Origin of the sequence: Cellulomonas phragmiteti, from assembly GCF_016862775.1 — a bacterium.
Lineage (GTDB): Bacteria > Actinomycetota > Actinomycetes > Actinomycetales > Cellulomonadaceae > Cellulomonas > Cellulomonas phragmiteti.
In genome coordinates this window covers 38495-54511 of record NZ_BONP01000010.1, presented here as the reverse complement: position 1 = coordinate 54511, position 16017 = coordinate 38495, and the positions used below count along the sequence as shown (strand labels likewise).

Below are 16017 nucleotides of genomic sequence, written 5' to 3'. Positions count from 1 at the left end.
CTCCTCGTCGTCGGGTCGCTCCAGGCCACGTCGTGGAAAGAGCATGCTTCAAGCATGCTATCTTCATGCTCGTGGCAACCCTGCAGGTGAAGAACCTCCCGGACGCCCTGCACGCGCAGCTGGCGGAGCGCGCGCGGCAGGCGGGGACGACAATGTCGGACTACGTGACGCGCCTCCTCGAGCGTGATCTCGGCCGGCCCACGGTCGACGAGTGGCTCGCCGCCCACCCGCTGCCCGCTTCGGGCCCGCAGATCGACGTGCGCGCCGTGCTCGACGACGTGCGCGCCGAGTACGCCCCGGACGTCGTCGCCCCTGCCCCGTGAGGGTCGTGCTGGACGCGAGCGTCGCGGTGCACGTCGTCACCCACGGGGCGCTCGCGGGTGCGGCGCGGCGTCGGCTGTCCGGGACGACGCCCGTGGCCCCGGCGCTCATCGACACCGAGGTCATGTCGGCGCTGGCGCGGCTCGAACGCGGCGGCGCCCTGACGACCGCAGCCGCCGACGCTGCGCTCGACGCCTGGGACGAGTTCCCCTGCGACCGGCTCGACACGACCCGGCTGGTGCGACACGTGTGGGGCCTTCGTGGTCGCGTCCGCATCGCCGACGCGCAGTACGTCGCGCTCGCCGCCGCGCTCGACGCACCCCTCCTCACCGCGGACCGTCGGCTCGTCGGCGCGCACGTCCGCGGGGTCAGCGTGCTGCTCGTCCGGTGAGGACGCCCACGCGTCAGCGCGTCAGCGCGCGCAGCACCTCGTCCGCCTGGTCGTCACGGCCCGCGGCGCGCAGCACGTCGACGAGCGCGGAGGCCGCGTCGCTGCGGGGCTGCGGCTGACGCGCCACCGTGAACCCCTCGACAGCGGACTCCAGGTGCCAGATCGCGTCGTCGGTCGCGCCCAGCGCGGCGTGCAGCCGACCCGCGAGCCAGAACGCGTGCGCGGCGTCGCCGACTGCGTCGACGCCGGCGTAGCCTTCGGCGGCCCTCGAGGCCCGACGGGCGGCGTCGGCCGCGTGGGCCCCACCCATGGAGGCGAGGACGCGCGCGGCCGTGTCGTGCAGGTCGGCGCGGGCGCGTCGACGTGCGTGGGACAGCCGCTCGTCGAGGTCGGCGCCGGCCGGGTCGGCACCGGTGTCGGCCGCGTCGGGACCGTCTCCCGCAGGCGGGTCCGCGAGCCCGCCGAGCAGCGCGTCCACGACGTCCACGACGTCCGCCCCCGTGCCGGTCGTCACCGCGACGGGCGCCCACGCGACCACCACGGGGACGATGTGCGGGACGGGGACACCGCCGGCGCGCATCCGGGCCACCGCGCCCGGGTAGGTCGCGGCCGCGCCGTCGTCGTCGCCCGCCTCCTGCGCGCACCGCGCGGCCTCGGCCAGCGCGAAGCCCGCGTCGGCGAGCAGGCCCGAGGACTCGGCCTGCGCGGCCGCCTCGAGCCAGGCGGCGGCTGCCGCGACCAGGTCGCCCGCGGTGGCGAGCCGCTCGGCCCGGTCGGCCGCCGTCTCGTCGTCCGGCCCGGCCCCGGACGACGGTGCCGCCGGCGGCACCTGACCGACGTCCCCGCCGGCGACGGGAGCACCGGCACCGCCCGCGGGGATGACGTCCAGCTCGAGGCGCACCCCGGCGGGCCGCGCCAGCCGCGCCTGCGCGAGGCGCCGTGCGTAGCGGTCCGTGCCGTTGCGGGCGTCGAACGCCTGCGCGAGCTCGGCGGCCTGCGCGTCGGCCCAGGCCCGCAGGCCGGCGACGTCGCTCACGGGCACGCCGTCCAGGTCCACCTGGGCGTCCGCGTGCTCGGGCAGCAGGGCGGCGGTCCCGGCGACCACGTCCACGAGGAACCAGAACCGGTCGTCGGGGGTGTCGGCGCGCAGCATCAGGTGCGCGTCGGAGGCGAGCGCCCGCAGCGCCCGCGTGGGCTGGCCACCGCGGGCCAGGAGCACGAACCGCAGCCCGCGGGCGCCGGCCATGTCCGACTGCGCGTCGGCCAGCGCCGCGACCGCGCGGCGGTGCGTCGCGACCGCCGCGTCGGCGCGGCCCGCGTCGAGGTGCAGCACGGCGAGGTTCGCGAGCATGTCCGCCGGCTCGGTCGCGCACGTCGCCCCGGTCTCCAGGGTCTGCTGGATCAGGCGGACGGCTCCGTCGACGTCACCCCGCTGGGCGAGGTACGAGGCCCGGTCGCCCGGGTCGCACACCTCGCACTGCGAGTAGTCGTCGCGGGGGGTGCGCACCCACTCCTCGAACAGTGCGTCCGTGTCGGGTGCGCCCCGCCGGCGCGCCCACGAGAACCGCTCGTAGGCCACGGCGTCGCGGCCCAGGCCCGCGACCGCGTAGCGCCGCTCCATGTCGTCCAGGGTCGCGTCGATCTGGGCCGCGGGGACGTCGGGGAAGTCCGCCAGGTGCCCGACCATCCACTTGAAGGACCAGAACAGGCCCTGCACGTCCATGTCGTCGAGGTGCTCGGGGTGCTGGTCGTACCAGCGGACCGCCTGGGTGAACGGCAGGTACGCCCGCTGCACCTCGCCGGACCACACGAGCGACTCGACCAGCACCAGCAGGGCGAACGCACGGGCCCGGTCGGGGCCCTCGGCCTCGACGAGCCGCACCTGCTGCTCCGCCGCCTGCGTGCGCGCCACCCCGTAGGGCAGGGCCCGCACGCGCGAGATCTCACGGTTCGCCTCGTCGAGCGAGCGGGTCACACGTCCTCCTGGGTCTCGTCGGGCACGCGCGACCCGCCGGGCGCGAGCCCGGCCTCGAGCAGCACACCCATGGCGTCGTTCATCAGCTCGGCCTCGCGCACGCGCAGCGGCTCACCGGCCAGCAGCACGGCCGTGACGTACAGCGACCGCACGCCCGCGGCGAGCACCGGGGCGTCGGGCGCGGCCGCGAGCAGGCGCCGCACCGTCGGGTTGTCGTCGTTGAGCACGAGCCGGCGGGCGGGCTCGTCGGTCCCGCCCGCGAACCCCGCGAGGACCCCGCCCCACAGGTCGTCGGCCTCGGCGACCGTCCGCCGCACGTCGCTCGCGTGCCGCCCGTCGCGGTCCTCGAGGAGCACGGCGGGCACCTGCTCGGGGGCGAAGCGACGGACGACGAGGTCGCAGTCGAGCGGGCGGACCACGGCCCGCGCGGCCTGCACCTGGTCGAGCACCGCGAGCTCCCGGTGCGGCTCGAGCGGCTCGAGGACCTGCGCGACGTCCCGCGCCGCCAGCTCCCGCACCCGCCAGCCCGGGCGGCGCGCGAGCCGCTCGAGCAGGTCGGCGTCGTAGACGTACCCGGCGTTGACGACCGTCATCCCCTGCGCCCGGGCGACGGGCGCGACCCGGCGGTAGTCCTCGACGCGGGTGGTGTGCAGCACCTCGCCGTGCGCGTCCCGGACCGCCGCGAGCGTCTGCATCCCGTCGGTGGTCTCGAAGGGCAGCACCTGCGCGACGAGGTCGAGCACCTCGTCGTCCGCGACGGCCAGCGAACGCAGCGCGAGGTGGTGGGTCGAGACGACCTGACGGCTGCGCACCGACGACGATGTGAGCGTGCCGACGGCCCACGCGCGCACCTGCGCGGCCAGCGCCTCCTGGGCGGCCAGCAGGGTGTCGTCCGTGTAGAGCTGCTCGCGGGACGCGGTGGGGCGCAGCACGCTCGTGTCGACGACGCACCGCACGAAGAACGCCCAGTCGGGCAGCAGGTCCTCGACCTGGGTGCCGAGCAGCATGCGCTTGAGGTAGACCCGGTGCCGCGACCCGGCACCCGGCGGCACCGCCGTGGGCAGCACGTACGCGACGCCCGACAACCCCGCCAGCGGCACCTCGAGGTCGATGTGCGCGAGCGGCGTGAAGCCCAGCGTCCGCTCGCAGTAGGCGGTCAGGGCCGCGGTGCGCGCCCCCTCGTCGGGGTACGACGCCCGCCACGGCAGCACCGGCTCGCTGACGCGCCGCCACGCGACGTCCGCGGCGCCGGGCAGCGGGACCTCCACCGCGACGTCGACGGGCAGCAGCGACCCGAAGTCCTGGGCGAGCGCCACCACGGTCTCCGCCGCGAGCCAGTGCTCCATGTCCCGGCGGGCCCGCAGGCGCACCGTGCTGCCGGGCTCGACGGGGGTGCCGACCGGCAGGACCTCGAGGTCGTACCGGCCGTCGGCGTACCCGACCCAGCGCACGGGCGGCGCCTGCGGGTCGACCGCGGACCGCGAGACCAGCTCGATCTCGTCGGCCACCATGAACGCCGAGAGCAGCCCGATGCCGAACTGCCCGAGGAACTCCTCGCGCCCCAGGCCCAGGTCCAGGTCGCGCTTGGACGACCGGCCGACCGTGGCGAGCAGCTCCTCGGCCTGCGCGGGCGTGAGCCCGACGCCGGTGTCGGTCACCTCGAGGGTGCCGTCGGCACCCGGACGCAGCCGCACGGTGGCGGGTGCGTCCGGGTCGACGGCGCGGCGGGCGGTGATCGCGTCGACGCCGTTCTGCAGCAGCTCACGCACGTAGACGCGCGGCCCCGAGTACAGGTGCCGGGCCAGCAGGTCGACGACGCCGCGCAGGTCGACCTGGAAGGCCCGGCCCGACCCGCCGGTCTCCTCGCTCACGTTCAGTCCTGCTCCTGCTCCGCCTTCGCGGCGGCGGCCTGCTCCGGGTACGCCTCGTCGAGGTGCTCGAAGAGCTGCAGACCGGTGGAGATGCCGCACGCGAGCTGCAGGTCGACCTGCTCGTCGGCCACGCCGTGCTCGTAGTCGACGGTGTGCTCGGCGTACACGCCCACGACGTCGTCCTCCGCGCGCACGTACCCCTTGGGCCACAGGTGCGACGCGTTCCACTCGTTGACGATCTCCAGGACCGCCGGGAGCTGGTCGACGCCGACCTTGCGGTTCCAGCGGCCGCGCACCTGCAGGTACTCCTCGTGCTGGCCCATGAGGAAGAAGTAGAAGAGGTGACCGTCCCAGTACCCGCCGACGTCGCCGTCGTCGTCGATGCCGTACCGCATGTCGCGGCTGTCGAGCGCGGCGGTGACGCGGTCGCGGCTGAGCGGGCCGAGCGCCGGCGGTGCCGGCGTCGTCGGTCCGGACGTGTCCTTGGTGAAGAAGCCCATGATCTCCCCGGTCGGGTGCGTGTCGCGGGCCCTGGCGGCCCGGCGCCCCGCTGGCACCGTGCTCGACCCGCCCGCAGAGCCTAGCCACCGCGTCCGACATGTCCGTTCCGCCATGCGGGCGAACTTCCGCAGCGCGGGCGTCAGGCGGACGCGCGCCACACCACCTCGGTGTCGAGCAGGGTCCCGCCGGGCCGGGTCTCGGCCCCCTGCACCTGCGCCAGCACCATCTCGGCGGCGCGCCGGCCCATGAGGCGCGCGGGCTGGCGCACCGTCGACAGGGCGGGCACGCAGCGCAGCGCCCAGGCGCTGTCGTCGAAGCCGACCACGCCGACGTCGTCGGGCACCGCGCGCCCGGCCTGCCGCAGCGCCTCCAGCACCCCCGCGGCGACGGCGTCCGACGCCGCGACGATGCCGTCGATGCCGGGCTCGCGGCGCAGCAGCTCGCGCGCGCCCTCGAGGCCGCTGGCGTACGAGTACAGGGGGTGGTCGACGACGAGCCGCGGGTCGAAGCGCTCGCCGAGCGCGTCGCGGAACCCCGCGAGGCGGTCGGCACCCGAGTCCCGGTCGAGCGCGCTGGCGACCATCGCGACGGTGCGCCGCCCGGTGTCGAGCAGCCGCCGTGTCACGGCGCAGGCCGCCGAGCGGTTGTCGATGCCGACGTACGGGATCGCCGGGTGGCCGGGCGGGTGCCCGATGAACACGGCGGGCAGGCCGAGCCGCTCGACCGCGCCCGCGATCGTGTCGTGCTGGCGCGCGGACACCAGGACGGCCCCGTCGACGAACCCGCCGCGCAGGTAGTCGGCGACGCGCTGGCTGTCGCGCTCGGAGTCGAGCACGAGCACGACGAGCTGGAAGTCCGCCTCGGAGACGACCTCGTTGGCGCCCAGCAGGATCGCCCCGATGTTCGGGTCGTCGAGGAACAGCTCGTGCGGCTCGTGGACCACGAACCCGACGGCCCGCGAGCGCTGCGTCACGAGGTTGCGGGCCGCCGTGTTCTGCACGTACCCGACCTTGGCGATGGCCCGCTCGATCGCCTCGCGCGCCTCCGAGGAGACGTACGACGTGCCGTTGAGCAGGCGGGACACGGTGCCGCGCGAGACACCGGCCTCGGCGGCGACGTCGTGGATCGTGGCACGTCGCCGGCCCGGAGGAGTCATGGGGTGAATCTAGCCGCGTCGTCCGCGTCCACGGCCTCGACGGCGAGCAGCAGCGCGTTCTGCGGGGCCAGGAGCGGTGCGGCGAGCCCGACGTCGAGCAGCACGCGGCCCGGCAGCGTGGTCCCGCCGGCCGCGAGCCACGGCGGCGGCGCGGCCTGGATCTGCAGCGGTGACGCCCCGACCGTCCGGACGCGGTACGCCTGCTGCGGGTCGAGGCCGGCGAGGCGGACCGGTGCGGGCAGCGCCGCCTCGGCCGACGCGAGCGCGACCACCGCGAACAGCGCCTCCCGCTGGTCGTGCGCGACGACGCCGTGCACGAGGACGGCCGGGTCGGCGCCGTCCACCCGGACCACGCGCCCGGTGTGCAGGAGCCCGCGCCGCGCCACGTGGTCGGCGACCCAGGCGCGCACCTCGACGATCTCGTCGGCGCTCGCGCGCGTGAGGTCCCACTCGATGCCGGCGCTGCCGAGCAGCGCCGTCGCGCACCGGAAGGCGGTGCTCGCGACCCGGCCCGTGGTGTGCGCCCGCGGTGCACCGAGGTGCCCCCCGAGGTACTCGGGCGGCACGAGCACCCCCGTCCAGCGCTGGATCGTCTGGCGCTCGAGCGGGTCGTTGGTGTCGGACGTCCACACGCGGTCGACCCGCGGGAGGATCCCGAGGTCGATGCGCGCCCCGCCGGAGGCGCACGACTCGATCTCGAGCGCGGGGAAGCGGGCGCGCAGCTCGTCCAGCAGCCGGTACAGCGCGGTCGTCTGGCGGTGCGCGGAGCCGTGCAGCAGGTCCCGGTTGTGGTCCCACTTGAGGGACGCGACCGGGTACTCCTCGAGCAGCGCGACGAGCGCGTCCCGGACGTGCGCGTACGCGTCCGGGTGGCCGAGGTCCAGCGTCCACTGGTCGCGCCACGTCGGCAGGCGGCCCCCGCCGACGACCCACTCGGGGTGGGCGCGCGCGAGGTCGGAGTCGGGGCTGACCATCTCGGGCTCGACCCACAGGCCGAGGTCCATGCCGCGGGCGTGGACGCGCTCGACCAGCGGGTGCAGGCCCGCCGGCCACGCGTCGGCGTCGACGGTCCAGTCCCCGAGGGCCCGGGTCGCGTCGGTGCGCCCGGTGAACCAGCCGTCGTCGAGCACGAACCGCTCGACGCCGACCTCGGCCGCGACGTCGACGAGCCGGTCGAGCGTCGCGCGGTCGTGGTCGAAGTAGACGGCCTCCCAGGTGTTGAGCACGACGCGGCGCGGCCGCCGCCCCGTCGCCCACGACCGCACCCACGGGTGGAAGCGGTCGGACAGCCCGTCCAGCCCGGTGCCGGACCACGCGGCGACGAGCCACGGCGCCGTGTACCGCTCGCCCGGCGCCAGCCGGACCTCGCCGGGCGCGAGCAGCTCGCCGCCGCCCAGCACGGCGCGCCCGAGCGCCTGCCGCTCGGCCCACTGCCGCTTGTCGCCGCTCCAGGCCACGTGCGTCGCCCAGACCTCCCCGGTGCCGAACCCGAAGCCGGGGGTGCCGGCGACGACGAGGAACGGGTCGTCGTGCCCCGGCCGCCCGTGCCGGGTCTCGCGCGTCCAGGCGCCGTGGCCCAGCACCGTGCGCTGGGGGCGCCGCTCGTGCGCCCACAGGCCCGTGAAGTCGAGCACCTCGCGGGCGCGGTCCGGGACGGGCAGCGTGGCGTCCAGCGCACCGAGGACGAACGTGTCGTCGCCGCGGTTCTCGGCGGCGTGCCGGACCCGCAGCACCCCGTGCTCCGTCAGCTCGAGGTCGGTGGTGACCCGCACCGGGCCGGCGTCGGCCGTCAGCCGCACGGCACGCTCCCCCACCCGGTCGGCGCCGACGGGCACGAGCGGTGCCGCCGGGGCGCCGGTGCCCGACCAGAACCCCTCGACGCCCGGCCGGCCCGTCCAGCCCTGCTCCCGGGTCGGCAGCACCGACAGGCGCAGGGGCGTGTCGACCGCGCTCGGGGGGACGGCCGGCACGAGGGCGGCCGCGAGCGCGGCGAGGGCGTCGTCGTCGAGGGGGCCGAGGTCGCGCCCCCAGTGCAGGACGGCGGGGAGGCCCCCGCCGTCCTGCACCGGGACGTCGAGCACGAGGCTCGAGCCCGCGGCCCGCAGGTGCAGGATCACACGGTCACCCGGCGACCGGGATGGACTGCGACCTCAGCGTCGAGACGGTCGACTCCTGCGCGGCCTCCAGCGCCTCCAGCAGGGTGCCCCGCCCGGAGACCGCACCCTTGAAGCCGTCGGAGACGTCCGCGTAGACCTGCGTCATGGTCGGCCCCCACGTGAAGCCGGCCGGGACCTGGGTCGACGCCTCGGCGAACACGTCGTAGATCGCCTGCCCGCCGTAGAACTCGACGCCGTCGGCGAGGGCCGGCAGGTCGGCGCCGGCGGTCGTCGCCGGGTAGAGGTTCGCGCCCTGGTTGAGCAGCGTGAGCGCCTCGTCGGACGTGTTGAGCCACAGCGCGAACTTCGCCGCCTCGTACGGGTGCTCCGTGCCGCGGAACACGGCGGTCGAGGACCCTCCCCAGTTGCCGGCGACCGCGTCGCCCGCCTCCCACTGGGGCATGGGCGCGACGGCCCACGCTCCGGCCGTGTCGGGGGCGCCGCTGGCGATCGAGTTGGCCCCCCAGACGGCGGACACCCAGGTCCACGCGGCACCGGTGTTGTACGCGTTGTCCCACTCGCTCGTCCACGGCGGGACGCTCGAGACGAGGTCCCGGTCCACCAGGTCCTGCCAGTACTCGGCCACCTGCGTGGACTCGGGGCCGGCGAGGTCGACGCTCCACTCCTCGCCGTCGTTGGCGAACCACGTGCCCCCGGCCTGCCAGACGAGCCCGGCGAACTGGTTGACGTCGCTCTGCGAGAAGTTGGTGATGTACCCGCCGGCGGCCCTGACCTGCTCGGCGGCCGCCGCGTACTCGGCCCACGTCGTGGGCACGGGGATGCCGTTCGCCTCGAACAGGTCCTGGCGGTAGAAGAGCGCCATCGGGCCGGCGTCCTGCGGGACCGCGTACGCGTGCCCCTCCTCGCCGAAGCTCACCTGGTCCCAGGTCCAGTCGACGAAGAGGTCCTGCGCGGCCATGACCTCCTCGCACGCCCCCAGGTCCGTCAGGCCGTCCTGCACGCGGAAGTTCGGCAGCGCGTCGTACTCGATCTGGCCGAGGTCGGGCGCGTTGCCGGCCCTGAGCTGGTTGAAGAAGTTCTGGTACGTGCCGCCGTTGCCGTTGGGCCCGGTCTGCACGGTCACCTGGATGTCGGGGTTGGCCGCGTTCCAGACGTCGACGACCTCCTCGATGCCGGGGATCCAGGTCGTGAAGGTGAGCTCGACGGCCCCTCCGGACGGCTCGCAGGCACCCGCGGCGTCGCCGCCGGGTGCAGCGCTGTCGGGTGACGACGAGCACCCGGCGACCAGCAGGGCGAGCGCCGTGAGGGTGCCGACGCCGGCGGCGGCAGTGGTGACACGCATGGTGGTCCTTCTCTCTGGGGGGACTGCTCGGCGGGGGGACGCCGGGCGTGGAGGGGTCGGTCGTCGGGGGGTCACTTCACCGCGCCCGCACCCAGTCCGTTGCGCCAGAAGCGCTGCAGGAGCAGGAAGGTGACGATGAGCGGGACGATCGACAGGAGCGCCCCGACGAGCACGTAGCCGCGCAGCTCGGGGATCTGGTTCACCTGGGTGTTCCAGGAGTACAGGCCCAGCGTCACGGGGAACACGGCCTCGTCGCGGAGCATGATGAGCGGGAGGAAGAAGTTGTTCCAGATCGCGACGAACTGGAAGAGGAACACCGTCACGAGCGCCGGGAACATCAGCCGGACGGACACCGTGAAGAACGTGCGGACCTCGCTCGACCCGTCGAGGCGCGCGGCCTCGAGCAGCTCGTCGGGCACGCTCGCGGCGGCGAAGATGCGGGTCAGGTACACGCCGAACGGGCTCACCAGGCTGGGCAGGAACACGGCCCAGAACGTGTTGGTGAGGTTCACCTGGCTGAAGATGAGGAACAGCGGCAGCGCCAGGGCGGTGGCCGGCACGAGGACGCCGCCGAGGACCACGTTGAACACGGCCTCGCGGCCGAGGAACCGGTACTTGGCGAGCGCGTAGCCGCACATCGCGGCGAGCAGGGTGGCGAGGAACGCGCCGCCGGCGGTGTAGGCGACGGAGTTGCCCATCCACCGCACGAAGATGCCGCCGTCGTAGCGCAGCAGCGCGGAGACGTTCTCGACGAGGTTCATGTCGGCGAACCACAGCGGGTTCGTGCTGGTGAACTGCCCACGGTCCTTGGTGGCCGAGACCAGCAGCCACCAGATCGGCACGAGGAAGTACAGCGTGAACACGCCCATGACGAGCATCGCGGCGGCCCGCGAGAGGGGGCTCTCCCGCACCCCGCCGGCGGTCCGGGTCGAGGCGGGAGCGGGGCGGGTGCGGGTGGCGGCGCTCACTGGACGCCCTTCTTCTGGGTCAGCTTGAGGAACGTGAACGAGAGCACGAACGTGGCGACCGCGAGCACGACGGAGAACGCCGCCGCCAGGTGGAAGTTCGGCACCGACGACGTCGAGTAGACGGTGAGGTTGGGCGTGAACGTGCTGGTCACGGCCGAGCTGAAGGACCGGAACACCTGGGGCTCGGCCAGCAGCTGCAGCGTCCCGATGATCGAGAACACCGTGGTGAGCACGATCGCCGGCATCACGAGCGGGATCTTCACGGACCACGCGATGCGCACCTGCCCCGCGCCGTCGAGCCGTGCGGCCTCGTGCACCTCGGTCGGGATCGCGAGCAGCGAGGAGTAGATGATGAGCATGTTGTAGCCGACGTAGACCCAGGTCACGACGTTGGCGATGGCCCACAGGACGACGTCGGCCGAGAGCAGGTCGACGCGCGAGGTGACGGCGGCGAACGGCGACAGCCGGGGCGAGTACAGGAAGCCCCACATGATCGCCGCGACCACGCCCGGCACCGCGTACGGCACGAAGAACGCGAGCCGGAAGAACCGCTTGCCGCGCAGCAGCGGGGAGTCCAGCAGCAGCGCGAACACCAGCGCGAGCGCGAGCATGACCGGCACCTGCACGACCCCGAAGAGCAGCACGCGCCCGACCGACGCCCAGAACGGCCCGTTCTGGACCACCTGCGCGTACTGGGTGAGCCCGCCGAACACCTCGCGAGCCGGGCCGAACGTGCCCTCGCGCTCGACGACGAGCAGCGACTGCCACACCGCGTACCCGACGGGCAGGGCGTAGAACAGCGCGAAGAGCGTGCCGAACGGCAGGACGAAGAACGCGATGGCCCGCTTGTGCGGCACGGGGACGCGCCGTCGCCGTGCGCCGAACGTCGGCGCGGGGGGTGGGGTCGCGGTGCGCGTCATGGCGTGTCCTCCCGGACGACCCGCACGGTGCCGGCGGGGACGTGGACGTGGCCGGCGGCCCGCCGGTCGGTGACGAGCTCGTGCCCCGTGACGGGGTGCTCGTGGTCCTGCTGCGAGTGGTTGACGACGAAGAGGTAGCTGCGGCCGTCCCCGGCGCGGCGCACGACCTCGACCGAGCCGTCGCCCTCGGGACCCGTCGGGGTCACGCCGGCGTCGCGCACCACCGTGCGCACGAGGTCCCGCAGGTCGGGGGCGTCGAGCGCGGTCGCGACGTACCACGCCGCCCCGGCGCCGCGGTCGACGCGGGTGACGGCGGGGATCCCGGCCAGCGGCCCGTCGGCGTAGGACGCGACGACGGACGCGTCGGTGGTCCGCAGGCGCTCGGTCCACAGCGAGGCGTGCGCGCCGGAGTCGAGGGCCACGCGCGTGCCGGGCAGCAGCGGGACGATCTCCTCGGACGTCACGCCCAGCAGGTCGCGGAACGCGCCGGGGTACCCGCCGAGCCGCACGCGGTCGTCCTGGTCGACGATGCCGGAGTTGAAGGTGACCAGCACGTGCCCGCCCGCCTCCGCGTGGGCCGCGACGGCGGCCGCCTGCGCGTCGGTGACCATGTGCAGCGCGGGCACGACCACCAGCCGGTAGCCGGACAGGTCGGCGTCGGGGCCGACCACGTCGACGGTGACGCCCAGCTGGTGCAGCGCGCGGTGGGCGGCGTGCACCTGGTCGAGGTACCGCACGGCCTGGGACGGGCGCGCCTCGCCGTCGGCGGCCCACCACGACTCCCAGCTGAACACCAGGGCCGTGTCGGCGACGACGCGCGTGCCCGCGACCTCGTCGAGCCGGTCGAGGGTGGCGCCGAGCGCGACGACCTCGCGCCAGACCTCGGTGTCGGTGCCGGCATGCGGCACCAGTGCTGAGTGGAACTTCTCCGAGCCCTGGGCCGAGGCGCGCCACTGGAAGAAGCAGACGGCGTCGGCGCCGCGGGCGACGTGCGTCAGGGAGTTGCGGGTCATCTGGCCCGGCTCCTTGGCCAGGTTGACGGGCTGCCAGTTGACGGCGCTCGTCGACTGCTCCATGAGCAGCCACGGCGCTCCCCCGGCCAGGCCGCGGGTCAGGTCGGCGGCGAACACCAGCTCGGAGCGCGGGTCGTCCAGGCGGTGGTCGAGGTAGTGGTCGTTGGCGACGACGTCGACGTGCGGGGCCCAGGACCAGTAGTCGAGGTTGCGGATGTGCGCGGTGACCATGAAGTTGGTGGTCACCGGCGCCTCGGAGTGCCGGCGCAGGACCGCGGCCTCGGCGCGGTGGTGCTCGAGCAGCGCGTCGGAGCTGAAGCGGTGGAAGTCGACGGCCTGGGTGGGGTTGCCGAGCGAGAGGTTGGCCCGCGGCGGCAGCACCTGGTCCCAGTCCGTGTAGCGCTGGCTCCAGAACGCCGTGCCCCACGCGGCGTTGAGCGCGTCGACCGTGCCGTAGCGGCGCTCGAGCCAGACGCGGAAGGCCGCGGCGGACTCGTCGCAGTAGCACAGCGCGTTGTGGCAGCCGAGCTCGTTGGACACGTGCCACAGCGCGAGGCCCGGGTGCCGGCCGTAGCGCTGCGCGACCTGCTCGACGAGCGCGAGGGCGCGGCGCCGGAACTCGGCCGAGCTGGGGCACCAGGCCTGGCGCCCGCCCGGCCAGCGGGTGGTGCCGTCCGCCACGACGGGCAGGATCTCGGGGTGCAGCGTGGTCAGCCACGGCGGCGGCGACGACGTGCCGGTGCCCAGGTTGACGCGGATGCCGTGGGCGTGGAGCAGGTCGACGACCTCGTCGAGACCGGACCAGTCGTACGCGCCCGGCGCCGGCTCGACGTGCGACCAGCCGAAGATGTTGACGGCCACCAGGTCGACCCCGGCCTCACGCATGAGCGCGACGTCCTCGCGCCAGACGTCGCGGTCCCACTGCTCGGGGTTGTAGTCGCACCCGTACGCGATGCCGCGCGTGGTGGCGTCCCCGGTGCGGAGATCGGTGGTCGGCGGTGTCATGAGCTCCCTGCCCGTCGGGTTCGCCGGGAGCCGTCGCGCCGTGTGTGTGCACGTGCACACACTGCGCCACGCGATCTCGCCGTCGAGATTGTGTGAACGTGCACACATTAAGCAGCGCGTCGAAACCGTGTCAACACCACCGCCGGATGAAGGTGCGACGAAGGTCCCGTGCCCCGACGACCTCGCGCTGGTCGCGGCGGGTCAGGCGGTGAAGCGCGCGGTCGCGTCGTCCACCACGGGCTGGGTGGTCGTGACGACGGCGAAGGCGAGCAGGCCGGACGCCAGGACCAGCGCCCAGTCGGACACCACCAGCACGATCCCGGCGCTGAGCACCAGCAACGAGAACGCCCCGAGCGTGACCAGCGGCTTCGCAGCCAGGTAGTACGTGGCGAGGCGCGCCACGTCACGCGTGCGCAGGCTCAGGCGCGAGGACAGCGCGAGCGCGACCACCGCCCACAGCATGATGGCCACCGCGATGACGACGAGCACGACGCCGTACCCCGAGGGGACGGCCGCCGCGTCGAGGTACGCGAGCGAGAACCCGATGACGGCGAGCGCCAGCACCATCGGCGTCCACCAGCGCAGCACGTCGAACGCGTTGAGCCGGTACCCGCGCCAGAAGTGGCTCACGGCCTGCAGGTCGGGCTCCGCGACGTAGCGCCGCCACGCGAACATCGCGGCCGCCAGCGCGGGACCCATCGGCAGGGCCAGCAGCGCCGTCAGCCACAGGTTGGAGGCGTCGTCGCTGAGGAACGGCACGAGGATGAGCGGCAGGCCCCCGGTCAGCACCGTGAAGCCGCAGATCACCATGACCCACTGCACCAGCGTGGCGCCGCGGGACAGCGGGCCGTCCCCCACCTCGTCCAGGTCACCGGGGCGGGACACCGTCACGCCCTCCCGCGCTCGTGCCGCGCCACGAGCCGGTCGTCCTGCGCGCCGAGGATCCGCCGGTCGTCGAGGCCCTCGTGGTGCGTCGGCGTCACGGGCGTGATCTCGACGAACGTCACCTCGTGCCTCCCCAGGTCCAGGTCGAGGTCGACGCGGCCGTCGGCGGCGCGCAGCACGTCGTGCTGCACCGCCGGCCGCGCGCACGCGCGCAGCAGGTCCAGCTCGCGCGACGTCGGCGACATGGGCCGCCCGAGCTCGCGCCACGCGGCGAACGCGTTGCCGTCGTGCTCGTTGACGCGCTCGCGCAGCACGAACGCGGCGTCGCCGCGCACGGGCAGCGACAGCTCGACCCGGTGCCCGTCAGCGTCGCCCCCGTCGGTGCCCCCGACCGGCTGCCACGCCAGCACCGTGACCCGACCGTCGGGGTCGGCGCACACCAGGTGGTCCTCGCCGCGGGCGAGCACGTCACGGCCCATCCGGGCCATGAACGCGTAGAGGTGGTAGGTCGGCTTGGCGACCTGCCGGTGGGTCAGCATGCCGAACCCGCCGTGGAAGAAGGAGGTCGGGACGTTCGCCTCCTCGAAGACGTCGCAGAACGTCCAGTAGGAGAACGAGTCGACGACGTCGCCGCCACCGGCGAGCACCGGGGCCAGGAACGCGGCGTTGTACGCCGTGTCGTGGACCGGGTTGTCGGGGCGGTAGGAGGTGTTGAACTCCGTGATGTGCACGGGCAGGCCGGCCAGGCGCGTGCCGGCCAGGTACCGGCGCGGCGCGTCGAACTGCTCGAGCAGGTCCTGCGGCGGCATCTGGGTCTGGTACGTGCCGAACGGGATCTGCTGCACGGGCCCGGAAGAGTACGCGTGCCGGGTGACGAAGTCGATCGGCACGTCGCGGCTGGTCACGAAGTCCGAGAACGGCGCCCACCACTCGTCGTCGGACCCCCCGCAGATCGCGGGCCCGCCGACCTGCAGCTCGGCGTCGACGTCCTTGATCGCGCGGGCCGTCTCCTCGAACAGGCGGAAGTACGCGGGCTGGTCGGCGTCCTTCCAGAACCCCGCGAGGTTGGGCTCGTTCCACACCTCGATGGGCCAGCGCCGCACCTCGTCGATGCCGTACCGGTCGATCTGGTGCCGCAGGAGCGCCTGCACCAGCGCGACCCACTCGCCGTGGTCGCGGGGCGGGGTGACGTTGCCCTTCCACCAGAACACGGTCTGGTCGCCCGACGCGAGCTGCGAGGGCATGAAGCCCAGCTCGATGAACGGCCGGATGCCCACGTCGAGGAAGAAGTCGTGCACCTGGTCGACGTACGTGAACGAGTACCGCGTGTGCGTGCGACCGTCGACCTCGTCGGTGCGCAGCAGCCCCATGTCGTCCGACAGCAGCCCGTGCCCGCGGATGTGCCGGAACCCGATGTCGCGCTGCACCTGCGCGAGCGAGTCGCGGTAGTCGGCGCGCAGCGCCAGGTTCATGCGGCCGGTGCCGACGCACGCGCGCCAGGCGTCGGGCAGCGGTCCGGTGGGCTGGGTGGGGACGACGGTACGCACTGCGG

Annotated in this window: 13 protein-coding genes; 2 read left to right on the top strand and 11 right to left on the bottom strand. The window is 74.3% G+C overall.

Annotated elements, in window-relative coordinates:
- Window positions 1–65 precede the first annotated feature (65 nt).
- A complete protein-coding gene (locus Cph01nite_RS10090; protein WP_239069180.1) occupies window positions 66–323 on the top strand; it encodes a FitA-like ribbon-helix-helix domain-containing protein in 258 nt (85 codons plus the stop codon).
- Window positions 320–712: a type II toxin-antitoxin system VapC family toxin gene (locus Cph01nite_RS10085; protein ID WP_203673782.1), complete on the top strand. Its 393-nt coding sequence runs from the start codon at window positions 320–322 to the stop codon at window positions 710–712. Before Cph01nite_RS10090 ends, Cph01nite_RS10085 begins: the two co-directional genes overlap by 4 nt.
- Window positions 713–725: 13 nt before the next feature.
- Here Cph01nite_RS10085 and Cph01nite_RS10080 read toward each other — a convergent pair whose 3' ends face one another.
- The 11 genes from Cph01nite_RS10080 to Cph01nite_RS10030 all read right to left on the bottom strand — a co-directional run bounded on the left by Cph01nite_RS10080 (window position 726) and on the right by Cph01nite_RS10030 (window position 16012).
- The gene (locus Cph01nite_RS10080) at window positions 726–2687 is read right to left on the bottom strand and encodes a hypothetical protein (protein ID WP_203673780.1); all 1962 of its coding nucleotides are present in this window, start codon (window positions 2685–2687) and stop codon (window positions 726–728) included.
- The gene (locus Cph01nite_RS10075; protein ID WP_203673778.1) at window positions 2684–4558 is read right to left on the bottom strand and encodes an HSP90 family protein; all 1875 of its coding nucleotides are present in this window, start codon (window positions 4556–4558) and stop codon (window positions 2684–2686) included. The genes Cph01nite_RS10080 and Cph01nite_RS10075 overlap by 4 nt, the downstream gene beginning before the upstream one ends.
- Before the next feature lie 2 nt (window positions 4559–4560).
- Window positions 4561–5115 (bottom strand): type III secretion system chaperone family protein, encoded by a 555-nt coding sequence (locus tag Cph01nite_RS10070; protein ID WP_239069179.1) that lies wholly within the window; start codon window positions 5113–5115, stop codon window positions 4561–4563.
- Between the two features lie 83 nt (window positions 5116–5198).
- The gene (locus Cph01nite_RS10065) at window positions 5199–6215 is read right to left on the bottom strand and encodes a LacI family DNA-binding transcriptional regulator (protein WP_203673777.1); all 1017 of its coding nucleotides are present in this window, start codon (window positions 6213–6215) and stop codon (window positions 5199–5201) included.
- Window positions 6212–8332, bottom strand: coding sequence for an alpha-galactosidase (locus tag Cph01nite_RS10060; RefSeq protein ID WP_203673776.1), 2121 nt, complete (start codon window positions 8330–8332; stop codon window positions 6212–6214). The genes Cph01nite_RS10065 and Cph01nite_RS10060 overlap by 4 nt, the downstream gene beginning before the upstream one ends.
- A 4-nt stretch (window positions 8333–8336) precedes the next feature.
- Window positions 8337–9674: an ABC transporter substrate-binding protein gene (locus Cph01nite_RS10055; RefSeq protein ID WP_203673775.1), complete on the bottom strand. Its 1338-nt coding sequence runs from the start codon at window positions 9672–9674 to the stop codon at window positions 8337–8339.
- 71 nt (window positions 9675–9745) lie between these two features.
- Window positions 9746–10642, bottom strand: coding sequence for a carbohydrate ABC transporter permease (locus Cph01nite_RS10050; RefSeq protein WP_239069178.1), 897 nt, complete (start codon window positions 10640–10642; stop codon window positions 9746–9748).
- Window positions 10639–11562: a carbohydrate ABC transporter permease gene (locus Cph01nite_RS10045; RefSeq protein ID WP_203673774.1), complete on the bottom strand. Its 924-nt coding sequence runs from the start codon at window positions 11560–11562 to the stop codon at window positions 10639–10641. The genes Cph01nite_RS10050 and Cph01nite_RS10045 overlap by 4 nt, the downstream gene beginning before the upstream one ends.
- The gene (locus tag Cph01nite_RS10040; protein ID WP_203673773.1) at window positions 11559–13580 is read right to left on the bottom strand and encodes a beta-galactosidase; all 2022 of its coding nucleotides are present in this window, start codon (window positions 13578–13580) and stop codon (window positions 11559–11561) included. The genes Cph01nite_RS10045 and Cph01nite_RS10040 overlap by 4 nt, the downstream gene beginning before the upstream one ends.
- 201 nt (window positions 13581–13781) lie before the next feature.
- Window positions 13782–14471 (bottom strand): glycosyl transferase, encoded by a 690-nt coding sequence (locus Cph01nite_RS10035; protein ID WP_239069177.1) that lies wholly within the window; start codon window positions 14469–14471, stop codon window positions 13782–13784.
- Entirely contained in the window at window positions 14468–16012 is a 1545-nt protein-coding gene (locus Cph01nite_RS10030) for a GH39 family glycosyl hydrolase (RefSeq protein ID WP_203673771.1), read from the bottom strand. Before Cph01nite_RS10030 ends, Cph01nite_RS10035 begins: the two co-directional genes overlap by 4 nt.
- Window positions 16013–16017 lie beyond the last annotated feature (5 nt).

What these genes read in the sequence shown, in the direction of transcription:
- Cph01nite_RS10090 (WP_239069180.1), top strand. Translation starts at nt 66, where the DNA reads ATGCTCGTGGCAACCCTGCAGGTGAAGAACCTCCCGGACGCCCTGCAC.
- Cph01nite_RS10065 (WP_203673777.1), bottom strand. Translation starts at nt 6,215, where the DNA reads ATGACTCCTCCGGGCCGGCGACGTGCCACGATCCACGACGTCGCCGCC.
- Cph01nite_RS10055 (WP_203673775.1), bottom strand. Translation starts at nt 9,674, where the DNA reads ATGCGTGTCACCACTGCCGCCGCCGGCGTCGGCACCCTCACGGCGCTC.
- Cph01nite_RS10045 (WP_203673774.1), bottom strand. Translation starts at nt 11,562, where the DNA reads ATGACGCGCACCGCGACCCCACCCCCCGCGCCGACGTTCGGCGCACGG.
- Cph01nite_RS10040 (WP_203673773.1), bottom strand. Translation starts at nt 13,580, where the DNA reads ATGACACCGCCGACCACCGATCTCCGCACCGGGGACGCCACCACGCGC.